Annotated in this window: 18 protein-coding genes; 6 read left to right on the forward strand and 12 right to left on the reverse strand. The window is 70.9% G+C overall.

Annotated features, from left to right (window positions below):
• Nucleotides 1-307 precede the first annotated feature (307 nt).
• On the reverse strand, nt 308-1,720 hold the full coding sequence (locus tag N4G70_RS03995; RefSeq protein WP_261710953.1) for a hypothetical protein: 1,413 nt from the start codon (nt 1,718-1,720) through the stop codon (nt 308-310).
• A gap of 210 nt (nt 1,721-1,930) precedes the next feature.
• On the opposite strand from N4G70_RS03995, the gene N4G70_RS04000 reads away from it, so the two are divergent.
• Nucleotides 1,931-2,893 carry a hypothetical protein gene (locus N4G70_RS04000; protein WP_261710954.1) on the forward strand — a complete coding sequence of 321 codons (963 nt, stop codon included), beginning with the start codon at nt 1,931-1,933 and terminating at the stop codon, nt 2,891-2,893.
• A gap of 121 nt (nt 2,894-3,014) precedes the next feature.
• On the opposite strand, the gene glnA is transcribed toward N4G70_RS04000, so the two are convergent.
• Nucleotides 3,015-4,424, reverse strand: coding sequence for a type I glutamate--ammonia ligase (gene glnA, locus N4G70_RS04005; protein ID WP_261710955.1), 1,410 nt, complete (start codon nt 4,422-4,424; stop codon nt 3,015-3,017).
• 209 nt (nt 4,425-4,633) lie between these two features.
• On the opposite strand from glnA, the gene N4G70_RS04010 reads away from it, so the two are divergent.
• Nucleotides 4,634-5,101 carry an RDD family protein gene (locus tag N4G70_RS04010; protein WP_261710956.1) on the forward strand — a complete coding sequence of 156 codons (468 nt, stop codon included), beginning with the start codon at nt 4,634-4,636 and terminating at the stop codon, nt 5,099-5,101.
• 134 nt (nt 5,102-5,235) lie between these two features.
• Here N4G70_RS04010 and N4G70_RS04015 read toward each other — a convergent pair whose 3' ends face one another.
• The 4 genes from N4G70_RS04015 to lipB all read right to left on the reverse strand — a co-directional run bounded on the left by N4G70_RS04015 (nt 5,236) and on the right by lipB (nt 8,413).
• Nucleotides 5,236-5,943 carry a DUF4191 domain-containing protein gene (locus tag N4G70_RS04015; protein ID WP_261710957.1) on the reverse strand — a complete coding sequence of 236 codons (708 nt, stop codon included), beginning with the start codon at nt 5,941-5,943 and terminating at the stop codon, nt 5,236-5,238.
• A gap of 19 nt (nt 5,944-5,962) precedes the next feature.
• Nucleotides 5,963-6,175: a hypothetical protein gene (locus N4G70_RS04020; RefSeq protein ID WP_261710958.1), complete on the reverse strand. Its 213-nt coding sequence runs from the start codon at nt 6,173-6,175 to the stop codon at nt 5,963-5,965.
• 359 nt (nt 6,176-6,534) lie between these two features.
• On the reverse strand, nt 6,535-7,491 hold the full coding sequence (gene lipA / locus N4G70_RS04025) for a lipoyl synthase (protein WP_261710959.1): 957 nt from the start codon (nt 7,489-7,491) through the stop codon (nt 6,535-6,537).
• A 124-nt stretch (nt 7,492-7,615) separates the two neighbouring features.
• Nucleotides 7,616-8,413, reverse strand: a complete 798-nt coding sequence (lipB, locus tag N4G70_RS04030) for a lipoyl(octanoyl) transferase LipB (protein ID WP_261710960.1) — start codon at nt 8,411-8,413, stop codon at nt 7,616-7,618.
• Between the two features lie 239 nt (nt 8,414-8,652).
• Between lipB and N4G70_RS04035 the strand changes: the two genes are divergently transcribed.
• Nucleotides 8,653-10,101 (forward strand): regulator, encoded by a 1,449-nt coding sequence (locus N4G70_RS04035; RefSeq protein WP_261710961.1) that lies wholly within the window; start codon nt 8,653-8,655, stop codon nt 10,099-10,101.
• Nucleotides 10,102-10,120: 19 nt separating this feature from the next.
• Here N4G70_RS04035 and N4G70_RS04040 read toward each other — a convergent pair whose 3' ends face one another.
• Nucleotides 10,121-11,437: an NAD(P)/FAD-dependent oxidoreductase gene (locus N4G70_RS04040; RefSeq protein WP_261710962.1), complete on the reverse strand. Its 1,317-nt coding sequence runs from the start codon at nt 11,435-11,437 to the stop codon at nt 10,121-10,123.
• 757 nt (nt 11,438-12,194) lie between these two features.
• Nucleotides 12,195-13,094: a TIGR01777 family oxidoreductase gene (locus N4G70_RS04045; RefSeq protein WP_261710963.1), complete on the reverse strand. Its 900-nt coding sequence runs from the start codon at nt 13,092-13,094 to the stop codon at nt 12,195-12,197.
• Nucleotides 13,095-13,129: 35 nt separating this feature from the next.
• Here N4G70_RS04045 and N4G70_RS04050 point away from each other — a divergent pair, with 35 nt between their 5' ends.
• Nucleotides 13,130-13,657 carry a GNAT family N-acetyltransferase gene (locus N4G70_RS04050; RefSeq protein ID WP_261710964.1) on the forward strand — a complete coding sequence of 176 codons (528 nt, stop codon included), beginning with the start codon at nt 13,130-13,132 and terminating at the stop codon, nt 13,655-13,657.
• 80 nt (nt 13,658-13,737) lie between these two features.
• On the opposite strand, the gene N4G70_RS04055 is transcribed toward N4G70_RS04050, so the two are convergent.
• The gene (locus tag N4G70_RS04055) at nt 13,738-14,388 is read right to left on the reverse strand and encodes a TetR/AcrR family transcriptional regulator (protein WP_261710965.1); all 651 of its coding nucleotides are present in this window, start codon (nt 14,386-14,388) and stop codon (nt 13,738-13,740) included.
• 128 nt (nt 14,389-14,516) lie between these two features.
• Between N4G70_RS04055 and N4G70_RS04060 the strand changes: the two genes are divergently transcribed.
• Nucleotides 14,517-15,320, forward strand: coding sequence for an SDR family NAD(P)-dependent oxidoreductase (locus N4G70_RS04060; RefSeq protein ID WP_261710966.1), 804 nt, complete (start codon nt 14,517-14,519; stop codon nt 15,318-15,320).
• A gap of 105 nt (nt 15,321-15,425) precedes the next feature.
• Here N4G70_RS04060 and N4G70_RS04065 read toward each other — a convergent pair whose 3' ends face one another.
• Nucleotides 15,426-15,947, reverse strand: a complete 522-nt coding sequence (locus N4G70_RS04065; protein ID WP_261711370.1) for a DUF4240 domain-containing protein — start codon at nt 15,945-15,947, stop codon at nt 15,426-15,428.
• A gap of 144 nt (nt 15,948-16,091) precedes the next feature.
• The gene (locus N4G70_RS04070) at nt 16,092-16,976 is read right to left on the reverse strand and encodes a winged helix-turn-helix domain-containing protein (RefSeq protein ID WP_261710967.1); all 885 of its coding nucleotides are present in this window, start codon (nt 16,974-16,976) and stop codon (nt 16,092-16,094) included.
• Between the two features lie 258 nt (nt 16,977-17,234).
• On the opposite strand from N4G70_RS04070, the gene N4G70_RS04075 reads away from it, so the two are divergent.
• Complete coding sequence (locus N4G70_RS04075) at nt 17,235-17,462, forward strand: hypothetical protein (RefSeq protein WP_261710968.1); 228 nt, start codon at nt 17,235-17,237, stop codon at nt 17,460-17,462.
• A 58-nt stretch (nt 17,463-17,520) separates the two neighbouring features.
• Here the strand turns inward: N4G70_RS04075 and N4G70_RS04080 are convergent, their stop codons facing one another.
• Complete coding sequence (locus tag N4G70_RS04080; protein WP_261710969.1) at nt 17,521-18,432, reverse strand: GntR family transcriptional regulator; 912 nt, start codon at nt 18,430-18,432, stop codon at nt 17,521-17,523.
• Nucleotides 18,433-18,476: the final 44 nt, after the last annotated feature.

The raw sequence follows: 18,476 nt of genomic DNA on the forward strand, positions 1-18,476 counted from the left end.
CGGGCTGAGGGCGCCCTGCTTGGCTTGACTCCTGATCGGTTCAGCGAAGCAGATTGATCTGTCACCGTTTTCGAGCATATCGATACCTCACGCCACCCCGACTGGCGCTTGAGTCGTATAGGTGTGAATCCCTGACGTAGGGATGCGGAGGGTGGAGTCACAGGCGTGTGCGGCTCCTCGGGTGCCGGGGCCCGCAGGAGAAATGCCGCCCACGAGACTCCCCGCGAGCCGGATGCAACGCAGCTATGTCTGAGTGTGAGGGCCCGACCAGTTCCGCCCTGGCAGTGACGGGCCCGGGACGTGTCCGCTAACTGGTCCTGTTGGCATGGGAAATCCAGTCGAGCATCTCAGCTCCCAGTTGGTCGGGGGCTTCGAGTAGTGAGGTTTCCACTGCCGCGAAGTCTGTCAACGCCTCGGGTATGTCGGCCCGATCCGGAGCGGCGACGCTTTCCAAGGTCGCGGCGACAGCATCGGGCCAGCCGGGCATTCCGAAGTGATGGGTTGCCTTGAACGCCGCCGAACACGCTCTATGAAGCAGCGCCGCGTGCCAGCCCTGTGCCCGTATCAACTCCGTGGTGAACCAAACCCTGTCATCAACATGTTGGACGAACTCCTCCACTGATTCGGCAACTGTCCGCAGAGCGAAGCGAGAACCACCGGCCCAAGGAAGGTTCACGTCCGAGGCTATTGCGGCGAATGCGAGCAGAGCCTCGGGACCCTCGTCTCGGGCGGCGATCAACGCTGTGCGCGCCCTGCGGTAGAGATCGACGCTCTGGGCATAGATTTCCCCGTCACTCGGCCCGTCGTCGGCCGCGTGAATGTCTTCCATTGGCCCCTCGCGCCAGGCATCGAAGACCAGACCCACCGCGGCCGCGCTGACCAGGACATCCGTATCGCTCGCATCGATGCCGAAGTGCGCCAGAACCTTGGGGGCTTGCTCCTCGATGCCGGGGAGCGGCAGACCCGTGTCTTCGGCATCGGGCGTCCCGAAGCGAGCGAGGACGCGAGGTGGCAGAGGCGCTGGCTCAGGCAGATCCACGGAGAGTCCGTGCTTCGCCAACTGCTCGAAGATGTCATTCGGGCCACAGTCTATGTGTGATGAATCGTGGCGCCCCGAGCGGTTTTCCTGGCACTCCAACCCTTCGCACATCTCCGGCTCTTCGGGCTGCGCCGCGTTGATCAGGTGGTAGGCGAGCCGCTCCGCCACCGCCTCCCGCGCTGCGATCATCGCCAGGTTCAGCTTGAACATCTCGTCTCTGAGCCCTGACTCTTCACGATCTGCAGAGGCCGGTGGCTCCGGCGCGTCCGGGAGCCACGTGTACGCCGATTCGAGGGAGATCAGCACCCAAGCGATCCGTAGCGGTTCGATGTCCTGTCTCTCGGCCAGTTCCGCCACGGCGTCTGCTGCCTGCCGGACACCATCGAGACGGGCAAGATGCTGACCACGCAGCGAAACCCAGGCTGCGGACTCAGCTGCGGCTTGCTCGGCGTTCTGGGTCAGCGTGGCGTCACGAGCCCGGCGGGCACGGGATACCAACCGGGTCAGACAGGGGTAGCAGCCGAAGAGCCCCGACTCGCGGGTTGGCCCGAGTGGTACGGGCAGCCGATCCTCGAAGGGGCTGTCGCAGAGGCAGCAATTCAAAGCCTCCACTTGTCGTGCGGTGGGGAGAGTTGGCAGCGCGGATCTGATCATGGCACGGGCGTAGTCAGGGATGTGCACGGGGCAGTCCTTCCGGGATGGCGCCGATTCGCTCGCGACGCTGCATCCATGCTCCGGGCCGCCCGCGGGCGCTTGTCGTCGTTTGGCGTGCGCCCCCGGGAAGTTGGCGCAATCTGACATGTGGCACTTCGCCTGCGACTTCTACGCTCTTGGCACTATCTGGCGGCCCTCCGGACGGCCGTCTGCACCCCTGAAAGGATCTGTCGGTTCGTGGCCACCCGAAGCGTTCCTTCTCCGAACGGAGCCCACCAGGAACTGGTGCGTGCTCTGGAAGAACTGCACAGAGCAGCCGGTCACCCCGGTATGCGGAAGGTAAGTGCCCTTATCGCTGAGGGGGACCATCCAGCGGTTGTCAGTCATGAGGGCGTACGTACGGCCCTCAAGGGCCTGAACGTTCCGCGCTGGGAAACCGTGCAATCGATCGTGGCGGTGCTTGCCACAGCTTGTGTCGATCCACCCCGGGATCCCACGGCCGAGGTGGCACGATTCTTGCCCCTGTGGCGCGCGGTGCGGGAGGGAGAACCGGGTGGCATGAAGTCTGCCCGGGAACTGGCACTGTCGCAGGGATGGGGCACGGACGACGGACACTGGACCGCTGAGGCAGTCGTGGGGGTGATGATCAACCCATTCAATGCCATCGAGATCGCCCCGTCGCTCGCGGTGCCGCACGAGCCGTTGGTCTCGGAGGACGAGTGGGTACAGCTCGGCACCGGCCTCATAGAGGAGTACGGAGCCGAGTTCGCCCTACGTGCCATCCTGCGAAACCTGAAGGGTGACTACCTGGGGGCTGAGGAGGGAAGCCCTTTCGGCTACGAGTTCCCTGACCAGGAAGCGGTCGAGGCACACACGGCCTTCCGCTATGGATGCGACCGGCTGCTCCAGCGCCTGGCCACGGAACCAAATCTCCTGCAACGGTCGATCGTTGCCATGCACGCAGACGAGACAATGGACCGTGAGGATCGCATCGAGATGCTGCGTGCCGAATCGGACGCGTCTTTGATGCGGGAGGTGATGGTGGCGTCCCCCGAGACCTGGCACGAACTCTCCGAGGAGGCCCAGCACCAAGTCTTTGGCTACCTCATCAAGACCATCGGCCCGGTTGGCAGGTTCGGGCTTCCACCTGAGCAGCGCTTCCACATCGTCTGGCGCATTGCCGAGCCGCCACCGGCGTAGCTTCGTCCAGAGCGGCTGCTCGCTACCCAACCTGACGGCCAATGGGCGTTGGCTGCACCCAGGCAGGTGCAGCCAACGCCATTCCGGTCACGTCTCGCTTGCGAAGTTCGAGCTGTAAGTCCTACAGGTCGAAGTACAGCTCGAACTCGTGCGGGTGCGGGCGGAGCTGGATCGGGGCGATCTCGTGGGTGCGCTTGTAGTCGATCCAGGTCTCGATCAGGTCGGAGGTGAAGACACCGCCGGCCTGGAGGTACTCGTTGTCCGCCTCCAGGGCGTCCAGGACGGCCGGGAGCGAGGTCGGGACCTGCTGGACGTTGGCGTGCTCCTCGGGGGCCAGCTCGTAGAGGTCCTTGTCGATCGGCTCGGCCGGCTCGATCTTGTTCTTGATGCCGTCGAGGCCCGCGAGCAGCAGCGCCGAGAAGGCGAGGTACGGGTTGGAGGACGGGTCCGGGGCGCGGAACTCGACGCGCTTGGCCTTCGGGTTGGAGCCCGTGATCGGGATGCGCATCGCGGCGGAGCGGTTGCGCTGCGAGTACACCATGTTGACCGGGGCCTCGAAGCCGGGGACCAGGCGGTGGTAGGAGTTCACCGTCGGGTTGGTGAAGGCCAGCAGCGACGGGGCGTGCTTGAGGATGCCGCCGATGTAGTAGCGCGCCATGTCCGAGAGGCCCGCGTAGCCCTGCTCGTCGTAGAACAGCGGGTCGCCGCCGGACCACAGGGACTGGTGGACGTGCATGCCCGATCCGTTGTCACCGAAGATCGGCTTCGGCATGAAGGTCGCGGTCTTGCCGTTGCGCCAGGCGACGTTCTTCACGATGTACTTGAAGAGCATCAGGTCGTCCGCCGCGGCGAGCAGCGTGTTGAACTTGTAGTTGATCTCGGCCTGGCCGGCCGTGCCGACCTCGTGGTGCTGGCGCTCGACCTGGAGGCCGGAGTTCTCCAGCTCCAGGGAGATCTCGGCACGCAGGTCGGCGAAGTGGTCGACCGGCGGGGCCGGGAAGTAACCGCCCTTGTAACGGACCTTGTAGCCGCGGTTGTTCTCCGTCGACCCGGTGTTCCAGGCGCCGGCCTCGGAGTCGATGTGGTAGAAGCTCTCGTTCGCCGACGTCTGGAAGCGGACGTTGTCGAAGACGTAGAACTCGGCCTCGGGGCCGAAGTACGCGGTGTCCGCGATGCCGGTGGAGGCGAGGTAGGCCTCGGCCTTCTTGGCGATGTTGCGCGGGTCGCGGCTGTACTGCTCGCCCGTGATCGGGTCGTGGATGAAGAAGTTGATGTTGACCGTCTTGTCCTTGCGGAACGGGTCGAGGCGTGCCGTCGACAGGTCCGCGCGGAGAGCCATGTCGGACTCGTGGATGGCCTGGAAACCGCGGATCGACGAGCCGTCGAAGGCGAGCTCCTCGGCTGGGTCGAACGCCTTCGCAGGGATCGTGAAGTGCTGCATCACGCCCGGCAGGTCGCAGAACCGGACGTCGACGAACTTCACGTCGTTGTCCGCGATGAACTTCTTCGCGTCGTCGGCGTTCTGGAACATCCAACTCCTCCTACTCCCACCCGGGGAGGGGCGGGGTTGCAGCTCGGTCGTGCGGCCAGTGCGGTGGCACACGCTGGACCCGACCATAGGCAGGCGGGATTTCCCAAGCGTGACCCGTTTGTTTCGCCCAAGTTAACCGGCCTGGTGGCGAAGGTGCCAAGGCCGACCCGGCCCGAAGTGATCGAAAACGGGCGCAGTACCGTGGATCCGTGGACAACAGGCAAGCAATGGGATCGTGGCTCTCGGGGCCCCGCGCGGCCGCCGAGGAGATGGGCGTCGACTTCGGCTACCGGGGCCAGCGGCTCGGTCTGCCCAAGGACGGGCCCGGCTCCGTGGCCCCCCTCGGCCGCCGCTTCGGCGCCATCTTCATCGACTGGGGCCTGTGCGCCCTGATCGCGTACGGGCTGCTCGCCCACGGCAACATGCAGGCCGCCAACAACTGGGCGCTGCTCATGTTCCTGGTGCTTGGCGTGCTGACGGTCGGGACCGTCGGGTTCACCCCGGGCAAGCGGCTGCTCGGCCTGCGGGTGGTGGCCGAGGAGGGCGGCCGGCTCGGCATCGTCCGCGTCACGCTGCGCACCGTACTGCTGTGCCTGGCGATCCCCGCGCTCATCTGGGACCGCGACGGCCGCGGCCTGCACGACCGCCTCGCCCGGGCGGTCCAGGTCAGGATCTGACCCCACGCCCAGCCCCGCGTCCCCTCGCATCCCCGTTCAGCGGCGTACGACGTCAGAAGGCGGCCCGGACCGTGTCGGTCCGGGCCGCCTTCATGCTTCGTGTGCGGACGATTCGTATGCGAACGAGGTGAGGGTCAGCGCATCTTTCCGCCGCGCGGCATCCGCGTGCCCTTGGGCATCGGACCCTTCGGCAGCGGCATGTTGCTCATCAGGTCGCCCATGGCGCGCAGCCGGTCGTTGGCCGCGGTCACCTGCGGGCCCGAGAGCACGCGGGGGAACTTCAGGAGGGTGGTGCGCACCTTCTTCAGGGGCACCTGGCCCTCGCCGTCGCCGACGATCACGTCATGGACGGGGACGTCCACCACGATGCGGGCCATCTTCTTCTTCTCGGCGGCCAGCAGGGCCTTCACCCGGTTCGGGTTGCCCTCGGCCACCAGCACGACGCCGGCCCGGCCGACGGCCCGGTGGACGACGTCCTGGCTGCGGTTCATCGCCACGGCCGGGGTGGTGGTCCAGCCGCGCCCGATGTTCTGGAGCACGGCGGCCGCCGCGCCCGGCTGGCCCTCCATCTGCCCGAAGGCCGCCCGCTCGGCACGCCGTCCGAAGACGATCGCCATCGCGAGCACGGCCACCAGGAGGCCCAGGATGCCGAGATAGACCGGGTGCCCGAGCAGGAACCCGATCCCGAGGAAGACGCCGAGGACGACGATTCCCACGCCGGCGATGACAAGCCCGATCTTGGAATCGGCCTTGCGGGTCATCTTGTAGGTCAGGGCGATCTGCTTCAGTCGCCCCGCATTCGCATCGTTCGCAGCGCTCTCTGCGGTTGCCTTCCTCGCCATAGCAGGAAGTTTACGTGGCCTAGGAGCGCCGGGTGGCCACGGCTTCCAGTACGTGCTGGGCCTCGACGCGGTCCTTGGCCCGGCGCCGGTCCTCCAGGACCGCGGTCCAGGCGTTGCGGCGGGCGGTGCGCTGCCCGGAGCCCATGATCAGCGACTCCATGACGCGCAGCGCGCCGGTGACGGAGTCGAGCGTGGTGGCGCGCACGGTCTGCGGAGCGGTAACGGCCTGCATCGTCGAGGTCCCCCCTCGGGACGGGAAGTGGGAAGCGGGCGGTGGGTGTGGGGGTGTGCGGTGCGTAGAGCCATCGTCACTGATTGGTGTTACCAGGGCGTGTCGGAGCGGTCAAACGCCAATGAAACCTTGACGCGGTCCGGGAAAACACTGACGCGACCCGTACGCCCGCCCCGACCTGCGGGGAAGGCACGGGCCGCGTCGATGAGGCCATTACCGATGGGTAGTCGCTTGTGAGCGGGTTCACGCGCCCCGCGCCGGAGTCGAGCGGGTTCAGTACCCGGCGCCGGAGTCGAGCGGGTTCACGTACCCCGCGCCGGAGCCGAGTGGGGAGCGCGCCCGCCGATCCGTCTCCGGAATCAGGCCGTGGTGGCGGCGCTCCGTGCCTCCATCGCCTGCTGGTACAGCCGGCCGGCGCGGTAGGAGGAGCGGACCAGCGGGCCCGACATCACACCGGAGAAGCCGATCTCGTCGGCCTCCTCCTTCAGCTCCACGAACTCCTGCGGCTTCACCCAGCGCTCGACGGGGTGGTGGCGCACGGAGGGGCGCAGGTACTGGGTGATCGTGATGAGTTCGCAACCCGCCTCGTGCAGGTGCTGGAGCGCCTCGCTGACTTCCTCGCGGGTCTCGCCCATGCCGAGGATCAGGTTCGACTTGGTGATCAGGCCGTAGTCGCGGGCCTGGGTGATCACGTCGAGGGAGCGCTCGTAACGGAAGCCGGGGCGGATCCGCTTGAAGATCCGCGGCACGGTCTCGACGTTGTGCGCGAAGACCTCGGGGCGGGAGGAGAAGACCTCCTGGAGCTGCTCGGGGACCGCGTTGAAGTCGGGCGCCAGGAGCTCGACCTTGGTGCGGCCCTCGGCGCGGTCCGCGGTCTGCGCGTGGATCTGGCGCACCGTCTCCGCGTACAGCCGGGCGCCGCCGTCCGCGAGGTCGTCGCGGGCGACGCCGGTGATGGTCGCGTAGTTCAGGTCCATCGTGACGACGGACTCGCCGACGCGGCGCGGCTCGTCACGGTCGAGCGCCTCGGGCTTGCCCGTGTCGATCTGGCAGAAGTCGCAGCGCCGGGTGCACTGGTCGCCGCCGATGAGGAAGGTCGCCTCGCGGTCCTCCCAGCACTCGAAGATGTTGGGACAGCCCGCCTCCTGGCAGACCGTGTGCAGTCCCTCGCTCTTCACCAGCTTCTGGAGCTGGTTGTACTCGGGGCCCATCTTCGCCCGGGTCTTGATCCACTCGGGCTTGCGCTCGATGGGGGTCTGGCTGTTCCGGACCTCCAGGCGCAGCATCTTGCGTCCGTCGGGTGCGACTGCGGACACGTCCGGCTCCCTGTGACTTCGATTCTTCGGCGAACCCTAGGGTACGCCCGTTATTTGCTTGGGGGGTGACGCTCCCGCCAGGGGCAACCCGCCGGGGTGCGGCGGCATTCCCCGGCGGAGGCGCTCAGCTCGCGGCGGCTTCGACGACCCGGGGGGCCAGTTCCGCGTGCTCCAGGATGTCCTTGAGATGACGCTCCACCACGGGCAGCACCTCGGCGATGGTGACCTCGCGGCCCAGCTCGTAGGAGAGCGACGTCACACCCGCGTCCCGGATCCCGCACGGCACGATCCGGTCGAACCAGGTGTTGTCCGGGTTCACGTTGAACGAGAAGCCGTGCATCGTGACGCCCTTGGCGACCCGGATGCCGATCGCCGCCAGCTTGCGGTCCTCGCGGCGCTGGCCGGCGTTGGAGGGCGCGTACTCGGGTCCGTTGAGGCGGGCGTCGAACTCGTCGTCGTGCAGACGCGGGTCGAAGTCGAGGGAGAGGCCGCCGAGCTTCGGGCGCTGCTCGACCGGGTCGCCCAGGACCCAGACCCCGCTGCGGCCCTCGATGCGGGTGGTGGCGAGGCCGAAGTCGGCGGCGGTACGGATCAGGGCCTCTTCGAGGCGGCGTACGTGCGCCACGACGTCCACCGGGCGGGGCAGCTTCTGGATCGGGTAGCCGACGAGCTGGCCCGGGCCGTGCCAGGTGATCTTGCCGCCGCGGTCGACGTCGACGACCGGGGTGCCGTCCAGGGGGCGCTCGCTGTCCTCGGTGCGCCGCCCCGCCGTGTAGACCGGCGGGTGCTCCAGGAGCAGACAGGTGTCCGGGATCTCGTCGGCGAACCGGGCCGCGTGCACCCGGCGCTGCTCGTCCCAGGCCTCCTGGTACTCGACCGCGTCCTCGCCGAATCCCAGCCGGACAAATCGCAGCTCGTTCACGCCAGCTCTCCCGTCGAACGTCTTGGATGCGTCTTGGATGCGTCCTGTGCGCGCTCCTCACTGTACGACCGTGTTCGACAACCCCCGTACGCCCCCTGACCCCGGCAGAAACGGCACGTCACCACACGATCGGATGAATGCGGGGCGAAGGTGGCGGCACCGGCCGTATTGACCGCTAAATTCTCGCCGTTCCATGAGGGCTGCACGCTTGGCCCGGAAGGCAGGAGAACGCAGAGCTGATGACGGAACGACCCTCACAGCGCACCCCCAACCGCCAGCTCGCCGCACTCATCGCAGAAGCCGGGTTCTCCAATGCCGGGCTCGCCCGCCGCGTTGACCAGCTCGGTCTTGAGCACGGCCTGGACCTGCGCTACGACAAGACCTCGGTGACGCGGTGGCTGCGCGGCCAGCAACCGCGCGGCACCACACCCGCTTTGATCGCCGAGGTGTTCACCCGGCGGCTCGGCCGCCGGCTCTCCGCCCAGGACCTGGGGCTCGACGCGTGTGCGCCGGTGTACGCGGGCCTGGAGTTCGCGGCGACCCCGGAGGAGGCCGTCGACATCGTCAGCGGTCTGTGGCGCAAGGACTCGGGCAGCCACGCCGAGCTCCGCAAGATTGCCTTCACCCCCGCGGGCCTGGTGGTCCCCAGCCGGGACTGGCTGATCGGGCGGCCCGACGACCGGGTGGGCCGCGGCGAGCCGAACCCGCAGGCCCAGGCGGCCCGCATCCCGGTCCAGGGCCGCCCCTCGGTGCCGCGCCAGCGCACCACCGACCGGGGCCCGGGACAGCGGGTGACCAGCGGAGACATCGCGGCGCTGCGCTCGGTCGCCGAGCTGTTCCGCACGCTGGACCACGCCTACGGCGGCGGCCACGCGCGCCAAGCACTGGTGCGCTATCTGGAGCACGAGGCCGAGCCCATGCTGCGGGGCACCTACGGCGAGAACGTGGGGCGCCGGCTCTTCGCGGCCGCCGCCGACCTGACCAGACTGGCCGGCTGGACCTCGTACGACATCGCGGCGCACGGGCTCGCCCAGCGCTACTTCGTGCAGGCGCTGCGGCTCTCCCAGGCCGCGGGGGACCGGGCGTACGGCTCCTATGTGCTGGTCACGATGAGCCGGCAGGCCGTCTATCTCGGGCACGGCCGGGAGGCGGTGCAGCTCGCCCGGGTCGCCCAGCAGGGCGTCGGGTCGGCGGCGCCGCCCGTGGTGCAGTCCCTGCTCAACGCGGTGGAGGCGCGCGGGCACGCGGTGCTCGGCGAGGTCCGCGCCTGCACGGCGTCGCTGGCCCGGGCCGAACGGGCCCTGGAGAGCGCGCGGCCCGGCGACGACGTGCCCCACTGGGGGCGGTACTTCGACGAGGCGCAGCTCGCCGACGAGTTCGGCCACTGCCACCGCGACCTCCAGCAGTACCGCACCGCCGCCCAGCACGCGGAGCGCTCGCTGCAACTGCGCGCGCCGGGCTATGCCCGCTCCCGGTTGTTCTGCCGGGTCGTGCTCGCCACCGCCCGGCTCGGCCTCGGCGAACTCGACCAGGCCTGTGCGCTGGGCGCGGAGGCGGCGCAGCAGGCCAGCGAGATGCGGTCGGCGCGCGCGGTCGAGTACGTGCGCGACTTCGAGCGCCGCCTCGAGCCGTACCGGGACGCGGCGGCGGTGCGCACCTATCGGGACCGGGTGGCCGCGCTGGGCTGAGGTGTGGGGGCGCCGGCGGTCAGGCCACCTTGTGGATCACCTCCGGCGTCGCCTGCCAGGACGGGACGCCCAGGTCGGCGAGGATCGCCCGGGCGGCTCGCCGGCCCGAGTACAGGGCGCCCTGGACGGTGCTGGTGTCGCGGTGGTCGCCGCAGACGTACAGGCCGTCCAGGAGCCGGACCGGCCGGCGCAGATCGTGCGGGGCGGGCATCGACGGCACCGCCTGCGGGGTGTGGTGCACGGCCAGCAGCTCCCAGTCCCGCGTGGACGTCGCGTACAGGCGCGCCAGTTGACGGCGTACGGCGTCCTCCAGATCGGCGGGCGGGGAGCCGAGCACGGTCGAGGTGACCAGAGCCCGGCCGTGCGGTGCGCGGCTCGGGTCGACCTCGCTCATCACCGAGGTGTACGCCACCGGCCCGCTGCGGTCGGCGTCCAGGAGCAGCGCCGGGTCGGCCAGCGGGGACCTCGCCATGGTGTGGTGCAGCACGGTCAGCGGGTGGAAGTCCGGGACCCGCAGGCCGGGCAGCAGCTCGGCGGCGGCGGGGGCGTCGGTGGCCAGGAGCACCGAGCGGCAGCCCAGGACGCCGTGGTCGGTGGTGGTGACCTCGGTCGTGGCGACGGAGGTCACCTTCACATCGGTACGCACCGTGCCGGGCGGCAGGGCCCGGGCGAGCAGCTCGGGCACAGTGGCCGCGCCGCCCGCCGGGACGCACAGCCGGCCCCGGGCGAAGCCGCGCAGCGCGAGGTCGGCGCAGCGGCTCGACGTGGTCAGGTCCGGGTCGCACAGCAGGGCCGAGAGCAGGGGGCGCAGGAAGCCGTCCAGGGTGCGGGTGGGCAGGCCCCGGCCCAACAGGGCCTGACCTATGGGGAGTTCGGGGCGGGCGGCGAGCCGCTCGACGGGGGTCGCGGCGAGCCGGGCGAGCGCCTTGCCGAGCCGGGCCTGGTCCAGGGCGCCGCCGAGCGGGGTGGCCGTGCCCCGAGGGGCGCTCGCACGGGCGCGCGCTGCGGCCAGTGCGCCCCGCGCGCTCCCCGTCACGCCCGCCCGGTAGTGCCGGCCCTCGCTGTGCACGAGGGCGCCCGGCGAGAACGCCCGCAGCGGCACGTCCTCCAGGCCCGGGGTGCGGCGCAGTTCCGGGTACGAGGTCGACAGAAGCTGACCTATCCGGTCCAGCCGGAAGCCGTCGACCGAGGCGGTCGACATGCGGCCGCCCACGCGGGGGGCGGCCTCCAGGACGCTGACCGTGACTCCCGCGCCGGTCAGCCGATGAGCCGCTGACAGGCCCGCGAGCCCGGCCCCCACGATGAGTACGTCCGCATGGTGTGCGGTACTGAGCACGTGCCCCTCCCCGAGGTAGGCGCGGTAGGTGGAGGCCTCATGCCCCCAACTGGCCCACGGAATGCCGGAGTTCGGGGAGAGAGTAGGTATCTTCCCGGGATTCGGGGTGGTGCGCGTGGGGGTGGGCGTTGGGGCACGGCGGGCGCACGGAGCCCCTCCGGGGGTGGGGCCCCCCTCGCCGCGGCCCGCCTCCGCTCCACCCCGCCCCGGCCGGCCCCCAACCCCCCGGGGCTCCGCCCCGCCCCGGGCCGCCCCCTCGGGGCTCCGCCCCACCCCGGCCGGTCTCTCTCCGCGGACCGTGCTCGCTTCTCGCGCAGTTCCCCGCGCCCCCAAACCCGATGTCCACCTCGCGCCGTGGTCGCTTCTCGCGCAGTTCCCCGCGCCCCTGAAACCCGATGTTCACCTCGCGCCGTGGTCGCTTTTCGCGCAGTTCCCCGCGCCTGAAACCCGCTTGAGCCTGCGGGCCGGTGGTGGCTGGTCGCGCAGTTCCTCGCGCCCCCAAAACCCGATGTCCACCTCGCGCCGTGGTCGCTTCTCGCGCAGTTCCTCGCGCCCCTTAACTGCTCGGTGCCGGCCAGCACCGGCATACCCAGCCCGTCCGGCGATTGAGGACGAGCGCCGTTCAGGCGCGATACGGGGTCTGGGGCGGAGCCCTCAGGAGGGCCGGAACCAACCAACCCCGCTGCACGGGCGGGTGGGTGGGCGAAGGAGCTCGGGGTCTGGGGCGGAGCCCCAGGGGGCTGGGGGTGGGCCACTCCTAGTGGGCTGCCGCGGTGATCGCCGAGGTCACGTCGGGGAACGCGAACCTGAACCCCGCCGACAGCAGCCGCGCAGGCCGCACACGCTGGCCCGCCAGAACATCCCCCGCCGCCTCGCCCAGCGCAAGCCGCACCGCGGCCGCCGGAACGGGCAGGAGGGCCGGGCGGCGCAGGACCCGGGACATCGCCGCCGTCACCTCCCGGTTCGTCACCGGCTCCGGCGCCGTCAGGTTCACCGGCCCGGACAGGGACTCCGTGTCCACCAGGAACCGCAGCGCCGCCACCTCGTCGTGCAGCGCGATGAACGACCAGTACTGGCCCCCGCTGCCGAGCCGTCCCCCGAGCCCCGCCCGGAACAGCGGGATCAGCTTCGCCCAGGCGCCGCCCCGGCGGGCCACCACCAGGCCGGTGCGCGCGAACACCGTCCGGATGCCCGCCTCCTGGGCAGCGGCCGCCGCCTCCTCCCACTCCACGCACACCGAGGGCAGAAAGCCCTCGCCGGGCGGCGCCGACTCGTCCACCGCACGGCTGCCGGTGTCGCCGTAGTAGCCGATCGCCGACCCGCTGACCAGCACCTTCGGCGGGGTGTCGAGGGAGGCGAGCGCCTCGGCGAGCGCGGCCGTGCCGAGCACCCGGCTGTCCCTGATCTCCTTCTTGTACGCGGCCGTCCAGCGGTGGTCGGCCACCCCCGCCCCGGCCAGATGGACCACCGCCTCACAGCCGGCCAGGCCCGCCGCGTCCACGTACTGGCGCGCCGGATCCCAGGCGACCTCGTCGGGCGCCTCCGGCCGGCGCCGTACGAGACGCAGCACCTCGTGCCCGTCCGCCCGCAGCGAGCGCACCAGCTCCGCACCGATCAGTCCTGTCGAACCCGTCACCGCGATCTTCATGGAGACCATCCTCGCGCTCCCCGGCCGCATGGCACAGTGACCGCATGGCCGAGTCGTCCACCGATCCCCGCACTTCTCCCTCCGTGTCGATACGCCCCGCCCGGCGCTCGGACGATGCGGCGCTCGGCGCGCTCACCCGGGCGGTCTGGTCCCCGCTGCACTCCGTACAGCCGCGCCCGACCGAGCCGTACGAGCCCTTCTTCGACGCGCGGCACGACCCCGCGCACCATCTCGTGGCCGAGGTGGACGGCGAACTCGCCGGGTTCATCCGGCTGGTGCCCCCCACCCCGCTCGCCTGCAACCGTCACGTCCGGCAGATCCAGGGCCTCGAAGTCGCCGAGGCGGCACGCGGCCGGGGAGTGGCCAGGGCCCTGCTGCACGCGGCGTACGACGCCTGCCGCCGGCAGGGCGCCACCCGCATCACCTTGCGCGTCCTGGGCCACAACGCCCCGGCCCGCAAGCTGTACGAGGCGGAGGGCTTCGCCGTCGAGGGCGTGCTGCCGGGCGAGTTCTTCATCGAGGGCGCCCAGGTGGACGACGTCCTGATGGGGCGCTCCCTGCGCGAAGCCTGATCCGGCGGTACGCCCTCGACGGGCCGGCCCGGGAGCCGGGCGGGGTTCGCGGGGTCCGCTCCCACCCGCACAGCCGCCCGTCACCTCCCCAACAGGCGCATCCCGCCCGTCAGTTCGCGCAGGCAGCGCACCGCGAGCTCGGCGGGGGAGCCGGGGCCCGAGGCCGGGGCGTCGGTGGCGGCCCATGCCTCGAGAGCCACCCGGATCGCGTCGGTGGCCGCGGCCGCCACGAGGCGTACCTCCAGGGCGTCCGCCCCCGGTCCCGCGAGGCGGGTGAGCACGGGCAGCAGGCGCTCCTCGGAGTCCTGGTTGACCCGGTACCAGACCGCGCGCAGCGCCGCGTCGTGCTCGGCCGCGCGCAACAGGCCCCGGGTCCACCGCAGTTGCTCGACGGCGTGCGCGTCCGGCGCCGCGAGGGCCTCCCGCACGGCGGACTCCAGAGTCCTGGCGAGAGGACCCGGCTCGGCCGCGGCCAGCAGCGCCCGCCAGCGTTCGGCGCCGCCCGACAGGAGCGGGCCGACCGCGTCCTGCTTGGAGCGGAAGTAGCGGTAGAAGGTGCGCAGCGCGACCCCGGCGTGCCGGGCGATGGCCTCGGCGGTGGTGCCGTCGGGCCCGTGCTCGGCGAAGAGTGCGGCCGCGGCGCGGGCGATGTCGAGCTGGGTCGCGGCCTTGCGGCGCTCGGTCAGCGAGGGCCGGGACGGGGAGGCGGGCTGCGGATCGGAGGCGGTCACCTCGTCAGCGTACGCGCGCACCCAGGGGGTATGCACGCTTTGACGACATGGCAAAACGTGCCACCCGGGCGTACGGTGGTGTCGTCCGGGTCGTCCGCCCGGCCCCACTCCCAGAAAGCTGGACCGCGATGAGCCCGAACACCGTCACCGACCGCTACGAAGGACGCCGTGCCCTGGTCACCGGCGGTGGCTCGGGCATCGGGCAGGCCACCGTGCTGCGCCTGCTCGCCGAGGGCGGCCATGTCGTCGCGGCGGACGTCAGCGAGGCCGGTCTGAAGGACACCGCCCAGAAGGCGGGAGCGGGCCTGGGGCGGCTGACCACCCTCGTCATCGACATAGCCGACGAGGCCTCGGTCCGCGAGGGCGTGGCCGTCGCGGTCTCCGCGCTGGGCGGCCTGGACGTGCTGGTCAACGCGGCCGGCATCCTGCGCTCCTCGCACACCCACGAGACGAGCCTGGCCGAGTTCAACCAGGTCGTCGCGGTCAATCTGACCGGCACCTTCCTGATGATCCGCGAGGCGATCCCGGCGCTGCTCCGGGGCGACGGCGCGGCCGTCGTCAACTTCAGCTCGACCTCGGCCGTGTTCGCCCACCCCTACATGGCGGCGTACGCGGCCAGCAAGGGCGGCATCCAGTCGATGACGCACGCGCTCGCCGCCGAGTACGCCAAGCAGGGCATCCGCTTCACCGCGGTGCAGCCCGGCTCGATCTCCTCCGGCATGACCGACGGCACCGGTGCCTCCCGGGCGAGCGTGGGCCCCGGCCTGCCCGCCGACGCCGACATGTCGCTCTTCATGAAGCTCGCCCCGGCCATCGGTCAGGGCTTCGCCGGCCCGGAGACGGTGGCGTCGGTGGTCGCGATGCTGGCGAGCGACGACGGCCGTTTCATCACCGGCACCGAGGTCCGCGTCGACGGCGGAACCCACTTCTGAGCCGCCCCCGCGCGGGGGGATGAGACACCCCGCGACCCGCGCCTGCGGTCGCACGGCCCCGCAGGCGGCCGCAGCGCCTTCGGGCCCGGCCCCGCGGGCGTCCGCTCAGCCCGTGCCGAAGCGTTCCCACAGGCGGGGGAAGCGGGCGGCGAGCGCCGTGTCGTCCTCGAAGTCCAGCGCGGTCCCCTCCGGCTCCTCGGCCTGGGGCGGGATGCCGAGGTCGGGGGCGACGACCCCGGTGAGCTGCTCGTACGCCTCGTCGGCCGCGTAGCCGAGTTCCTCGCCGTCGCCGTCGACCTCCTCGTCGAAATCCCCGAGCAGGTCGGCGAGGGCGTCGGGGTCGTGCAGCGCGCCCTCGAAGACCTCGCGGCCCTGGCCGATGAGCCAGCAGCGGAAGTAGTCGAAGGTGTCGTCGCCGGCCCCGTCGAGCAGCACGGCCGCGGCGCCCCACAGGTCCCAGCGGTAGGCGCGGTTGTAGCGCGCCTCGAAGTGCCGGGCGAAGTCGAGCACGGAGTCGGGGTCCAGCTGAAGCAGCCGTTCCACGAGCAGGTCGGCCTGTTCCTCGGGGTCGCCGTCGGCGGCCTCGCGGGTACGGTCGACGATCTCCCAGAACTCCGTCTCGTCCATCACGGAACCAGCATCGTGGGTAGGGGGAGGCGGCGCACGCGGAGCGGCGCTATTCGTCCGGTTGCCACGCCGGGCCACCCCTGGCACATCTGTCGCCCCCCGCCGGGCCGTTTCGCAGGGCCGGGGGCGGGTGTGCGGGGCGCGCTACTGGCCGGGCCATTCGTCCAGGGGGCGCAGCGGCGTCGCCACCGTCTCCCAGCGCGAGTCGAACCAGGCCTGGGCCTGCTGGAACTCCGCGCGCTCCAGGGACCGGGCCCCGTTGCCTTCGAGGGTGGCCGGGAACAGGGTGTCGCTGTGCAGTTCAAGGACCTCTATGGACGCGGCGTCCACCAGGATCCGGGTCTTGCGCAGGAAGTAGTAGCCGGTCAGCATCTGCGTGCCGTTGATGAGGTAGCGCTTCTCGCCGGGCACCGTCGGCAGGACCCTGATCTCCACGGACACCGACCCCACCGTGCCCTCCTCGGCGAGCTGGGTGAGCGAGTGGTGGAGCGCCTCCGCGTACATCCGGATGACCCGGCGCAGCCGCCGCAGCGGGCGCAGGTCGTCCGGGTCGTCGAGGTGGCGGGGATAGGGGTGATGGGTGTCCAGGTCCGGCACCAGGACCCGGACCCGGATGGACCGCGGGGCCGGGCGGTCGCCGAGCCCGATGAGTTCGGCCTGCTGCTGGATCGCTCGGGACAGCTCCTCGGTGTGCAGCGACCAGACGTCCAGGGAGACGTGGGGCACCTCGAAGGCGCGGGAGATGTAGTAGCCCAATGGTCGCCCGATGGCAGCCTGGCGGGCCACCCGGGCGCCCCGGCCCGACACCCCTTCCTCCAGGAGCTGCTCGTCGCGCAGCAGTTGGAGCGCCTTCTGCACGGTGCCGCGTCCGCAGCGGAAACGGCGCATGAGCTGCTCCTGTTTGGGCAGCCCCTCGCCGGGCGCCGGCACCCCGTTCTGGATGTCCTGGCGCAGCGCGTCGGCGACCAATCGGTAGCGGGGGATCTCCCCGGCCTCGTCCCGGTCGGCCCCGGTGGTGTGGGTCGTCACCCACAGAGGCTACAACTCGCGGGCAGGGCAGGACAGATGGCTGCGACGACCGGTCAACTCGCGTACTTGCCCGGTTGGTTGAGCCGGTCGGCCGGGCAACTGCCCATTGGCATAGTCGTGTTGCCCAATATGCAGGCGGTTGACCATAGATGGCAGCCATTCAGTCCGGGTAGGAGGAGGGAACACAATCGCCTGCCAATGAGGGTACCGATCGTCACTCACGCGGTCCGCGGCGGCGACAACCGGAGGAGGTGTTCCATGGGACTGGAGACACGCGTGCGAATCGTCCTCGAACTGCTGTCGAACGCGGGTGTGGTGTCGCTGCTCGGGCCGTCGGGCCTGCTGGTGCTCGCCCTGGGCGTGCTGCTCGCGAAGGGCGGCGGCGCGCAGGGCGATCGGCCTGCGACGGTTCCGGCCGGGCCGCGCGCCAACCTGGTGTGTGTGGCGGCCGTGCTGGTGGTGCTGATGCTGATGGCCGCCCGCTGACCGGGTGGCCGGATGACTGTGTGTGGCCGTAGTGCGTGGCGCCCGCTCCGGATCCGGCTCAGTTCGGGTCCATGGGGCGGGCGATGGTGTTCCACAGCGAGTCGAACCACTGCTGGGTCTGCTCGACATAGCCGCGGGTGACCTCGTCGTCGTCGACCACCGCGTGCCGGAAGAGCATGCCTTCCACGCCGAGCATGTCGTAGATCTCGATCGGGGTCCGGTCGAGATCCACCGTCCGTTCGGTCACCTGGTAGTGCCCGGCCAGCACCTCGCGGCCGTTGAGGATGTAGACCTTCTGCGTCGGGGTGATCGACACCTTGCGGGCCTCCACCGTCACGTCCGGGACCAGGTCGCGGACCTTGAGCATGCGCAGCGAATGGCGCAGCGAGCCGTAGATGTGGTTGCTGGTGATCCGCAGCCGCTCGCGCGCCCTGGCGTTTCCCAGATCGCCGACCACCTGCGGCAGGGCCAGCGGAGCCTCGGCGTCCGGCAGCAGGATGCGCACCGCCACCCGGCGCGGGCCCGCCCCCTCGGCCTGCACGGTCACCAGCGGACCGGCCAGCGCCGATGCCAATGTCTCGCCATTGAGGCAGTACGCGTCGATGGTCACCTCTTCCTCGCGGAAGCACTGCGCCACCCGCTCGCCGAGGAAGATCCCGGCCGGCCGCGGTGCGTGCCGGCGCGGCCCGGGCACCTCGTCGCGCCGGGCCGGAACCCGGCCCGCGCCGGGGCGGGCCACCGTGGGCGGGGTGCCCTGCTGGGCCCGCCTGATCAGGCCTTCGCGCTCCAGGAGTTCGACCGCGCCGCGGACCGCGCCGCGCGGCACCGAGAAGCGCTCGCTGAGCTGCGCCTGGGTCGGGATGTGTTCACCGACCCGCAGCTCCCCGCCGGAGATGAGGGCACGCAGGCCCTCGGCGACCACATCCCGGGGACGACGTCGTCCATCGGTCGAAGCGCTGATTCCAGGCACGGACCAAGCCTACAACGCCCTGCCATTGACGGCGAGTTGCGCGT

Source organism: Streptomyces sp. ASQP_92, from assembly GCF_025399895.1.
Taxonomy (GTDB): domain Bacteria; phylum Actinomycetota; class Actinomycetes; order Streptomycetales; family Streptomycetaceae; genus Streptomyces.

Excerpts from the sequence above, each read along its gene's own strand:
- N4G70_RS04015 (WP_261710957.1), bottom strand. The coding sequence starts at position 5,943 with ATGGCGAGGAAGGCAACCGCAGAGAGCGCTGCGAACGATGCGAATGCG.
- N4G70_RS04060 (WP_261710966.1), top strand. The coding sequence starts at position 14,517 with ATGAGCCCGAACACCGTCACCGACCGCTACGAAGGACGCCGTGCCCTG.
- N4G70_RS04050 (WP_261710964.1), top strand. The coding sequence starts at position 13,130 with ATGGCCGAGTCGTCCACCGATCCCCGCACTTCTCCCTCCGTGTCGATA.
- glnA (WP_261710955.1), bottom strand. The coding sequence starts at position 4,424 with ATGTTCCAGAACGCCGACGACGCGAAGAAGTTCATCGCGGACAACGAC.
- N4G70_RS04020 (WP_261710958.1), bottom strand. The coding sequence starts at position 6,175 with ATGCAGGCCGTTACCGCTCCGCAGACCGTGCGCGCCACCACGCTCGAC.
- N4G70_RS04075 (WP_261710968.1), top strand. The coding sequence starts at position 17,235 with ATGGGACTGGAGACACGCGTGCGAATCGTCCTCGAACTGCTGTCGAAC.
- N4G70_RS04045 (WP_261710963.1), bottom strand. The coding sequence starts at position 13,094 with ATGGTCTCCATGAAGATCGCGGTGACGGGTTCGACAGGACTGATCGGT.
- N4G70_RS04065 (WP_261711370.1), bottom strand. The coding sequence starts at position 15,947 with ATGGACGAGACGGAGTTCTGGGAGATCGTCGACCGTACCCGCGAGGCC.
- N4G70_RS04035 (WP_261710961.1), top strand. The coding sequence starts at position 8,653 with ATGACGGAACGACCCTCACAGCGCACCCCCAACCGCCAGCTCGCCGCA.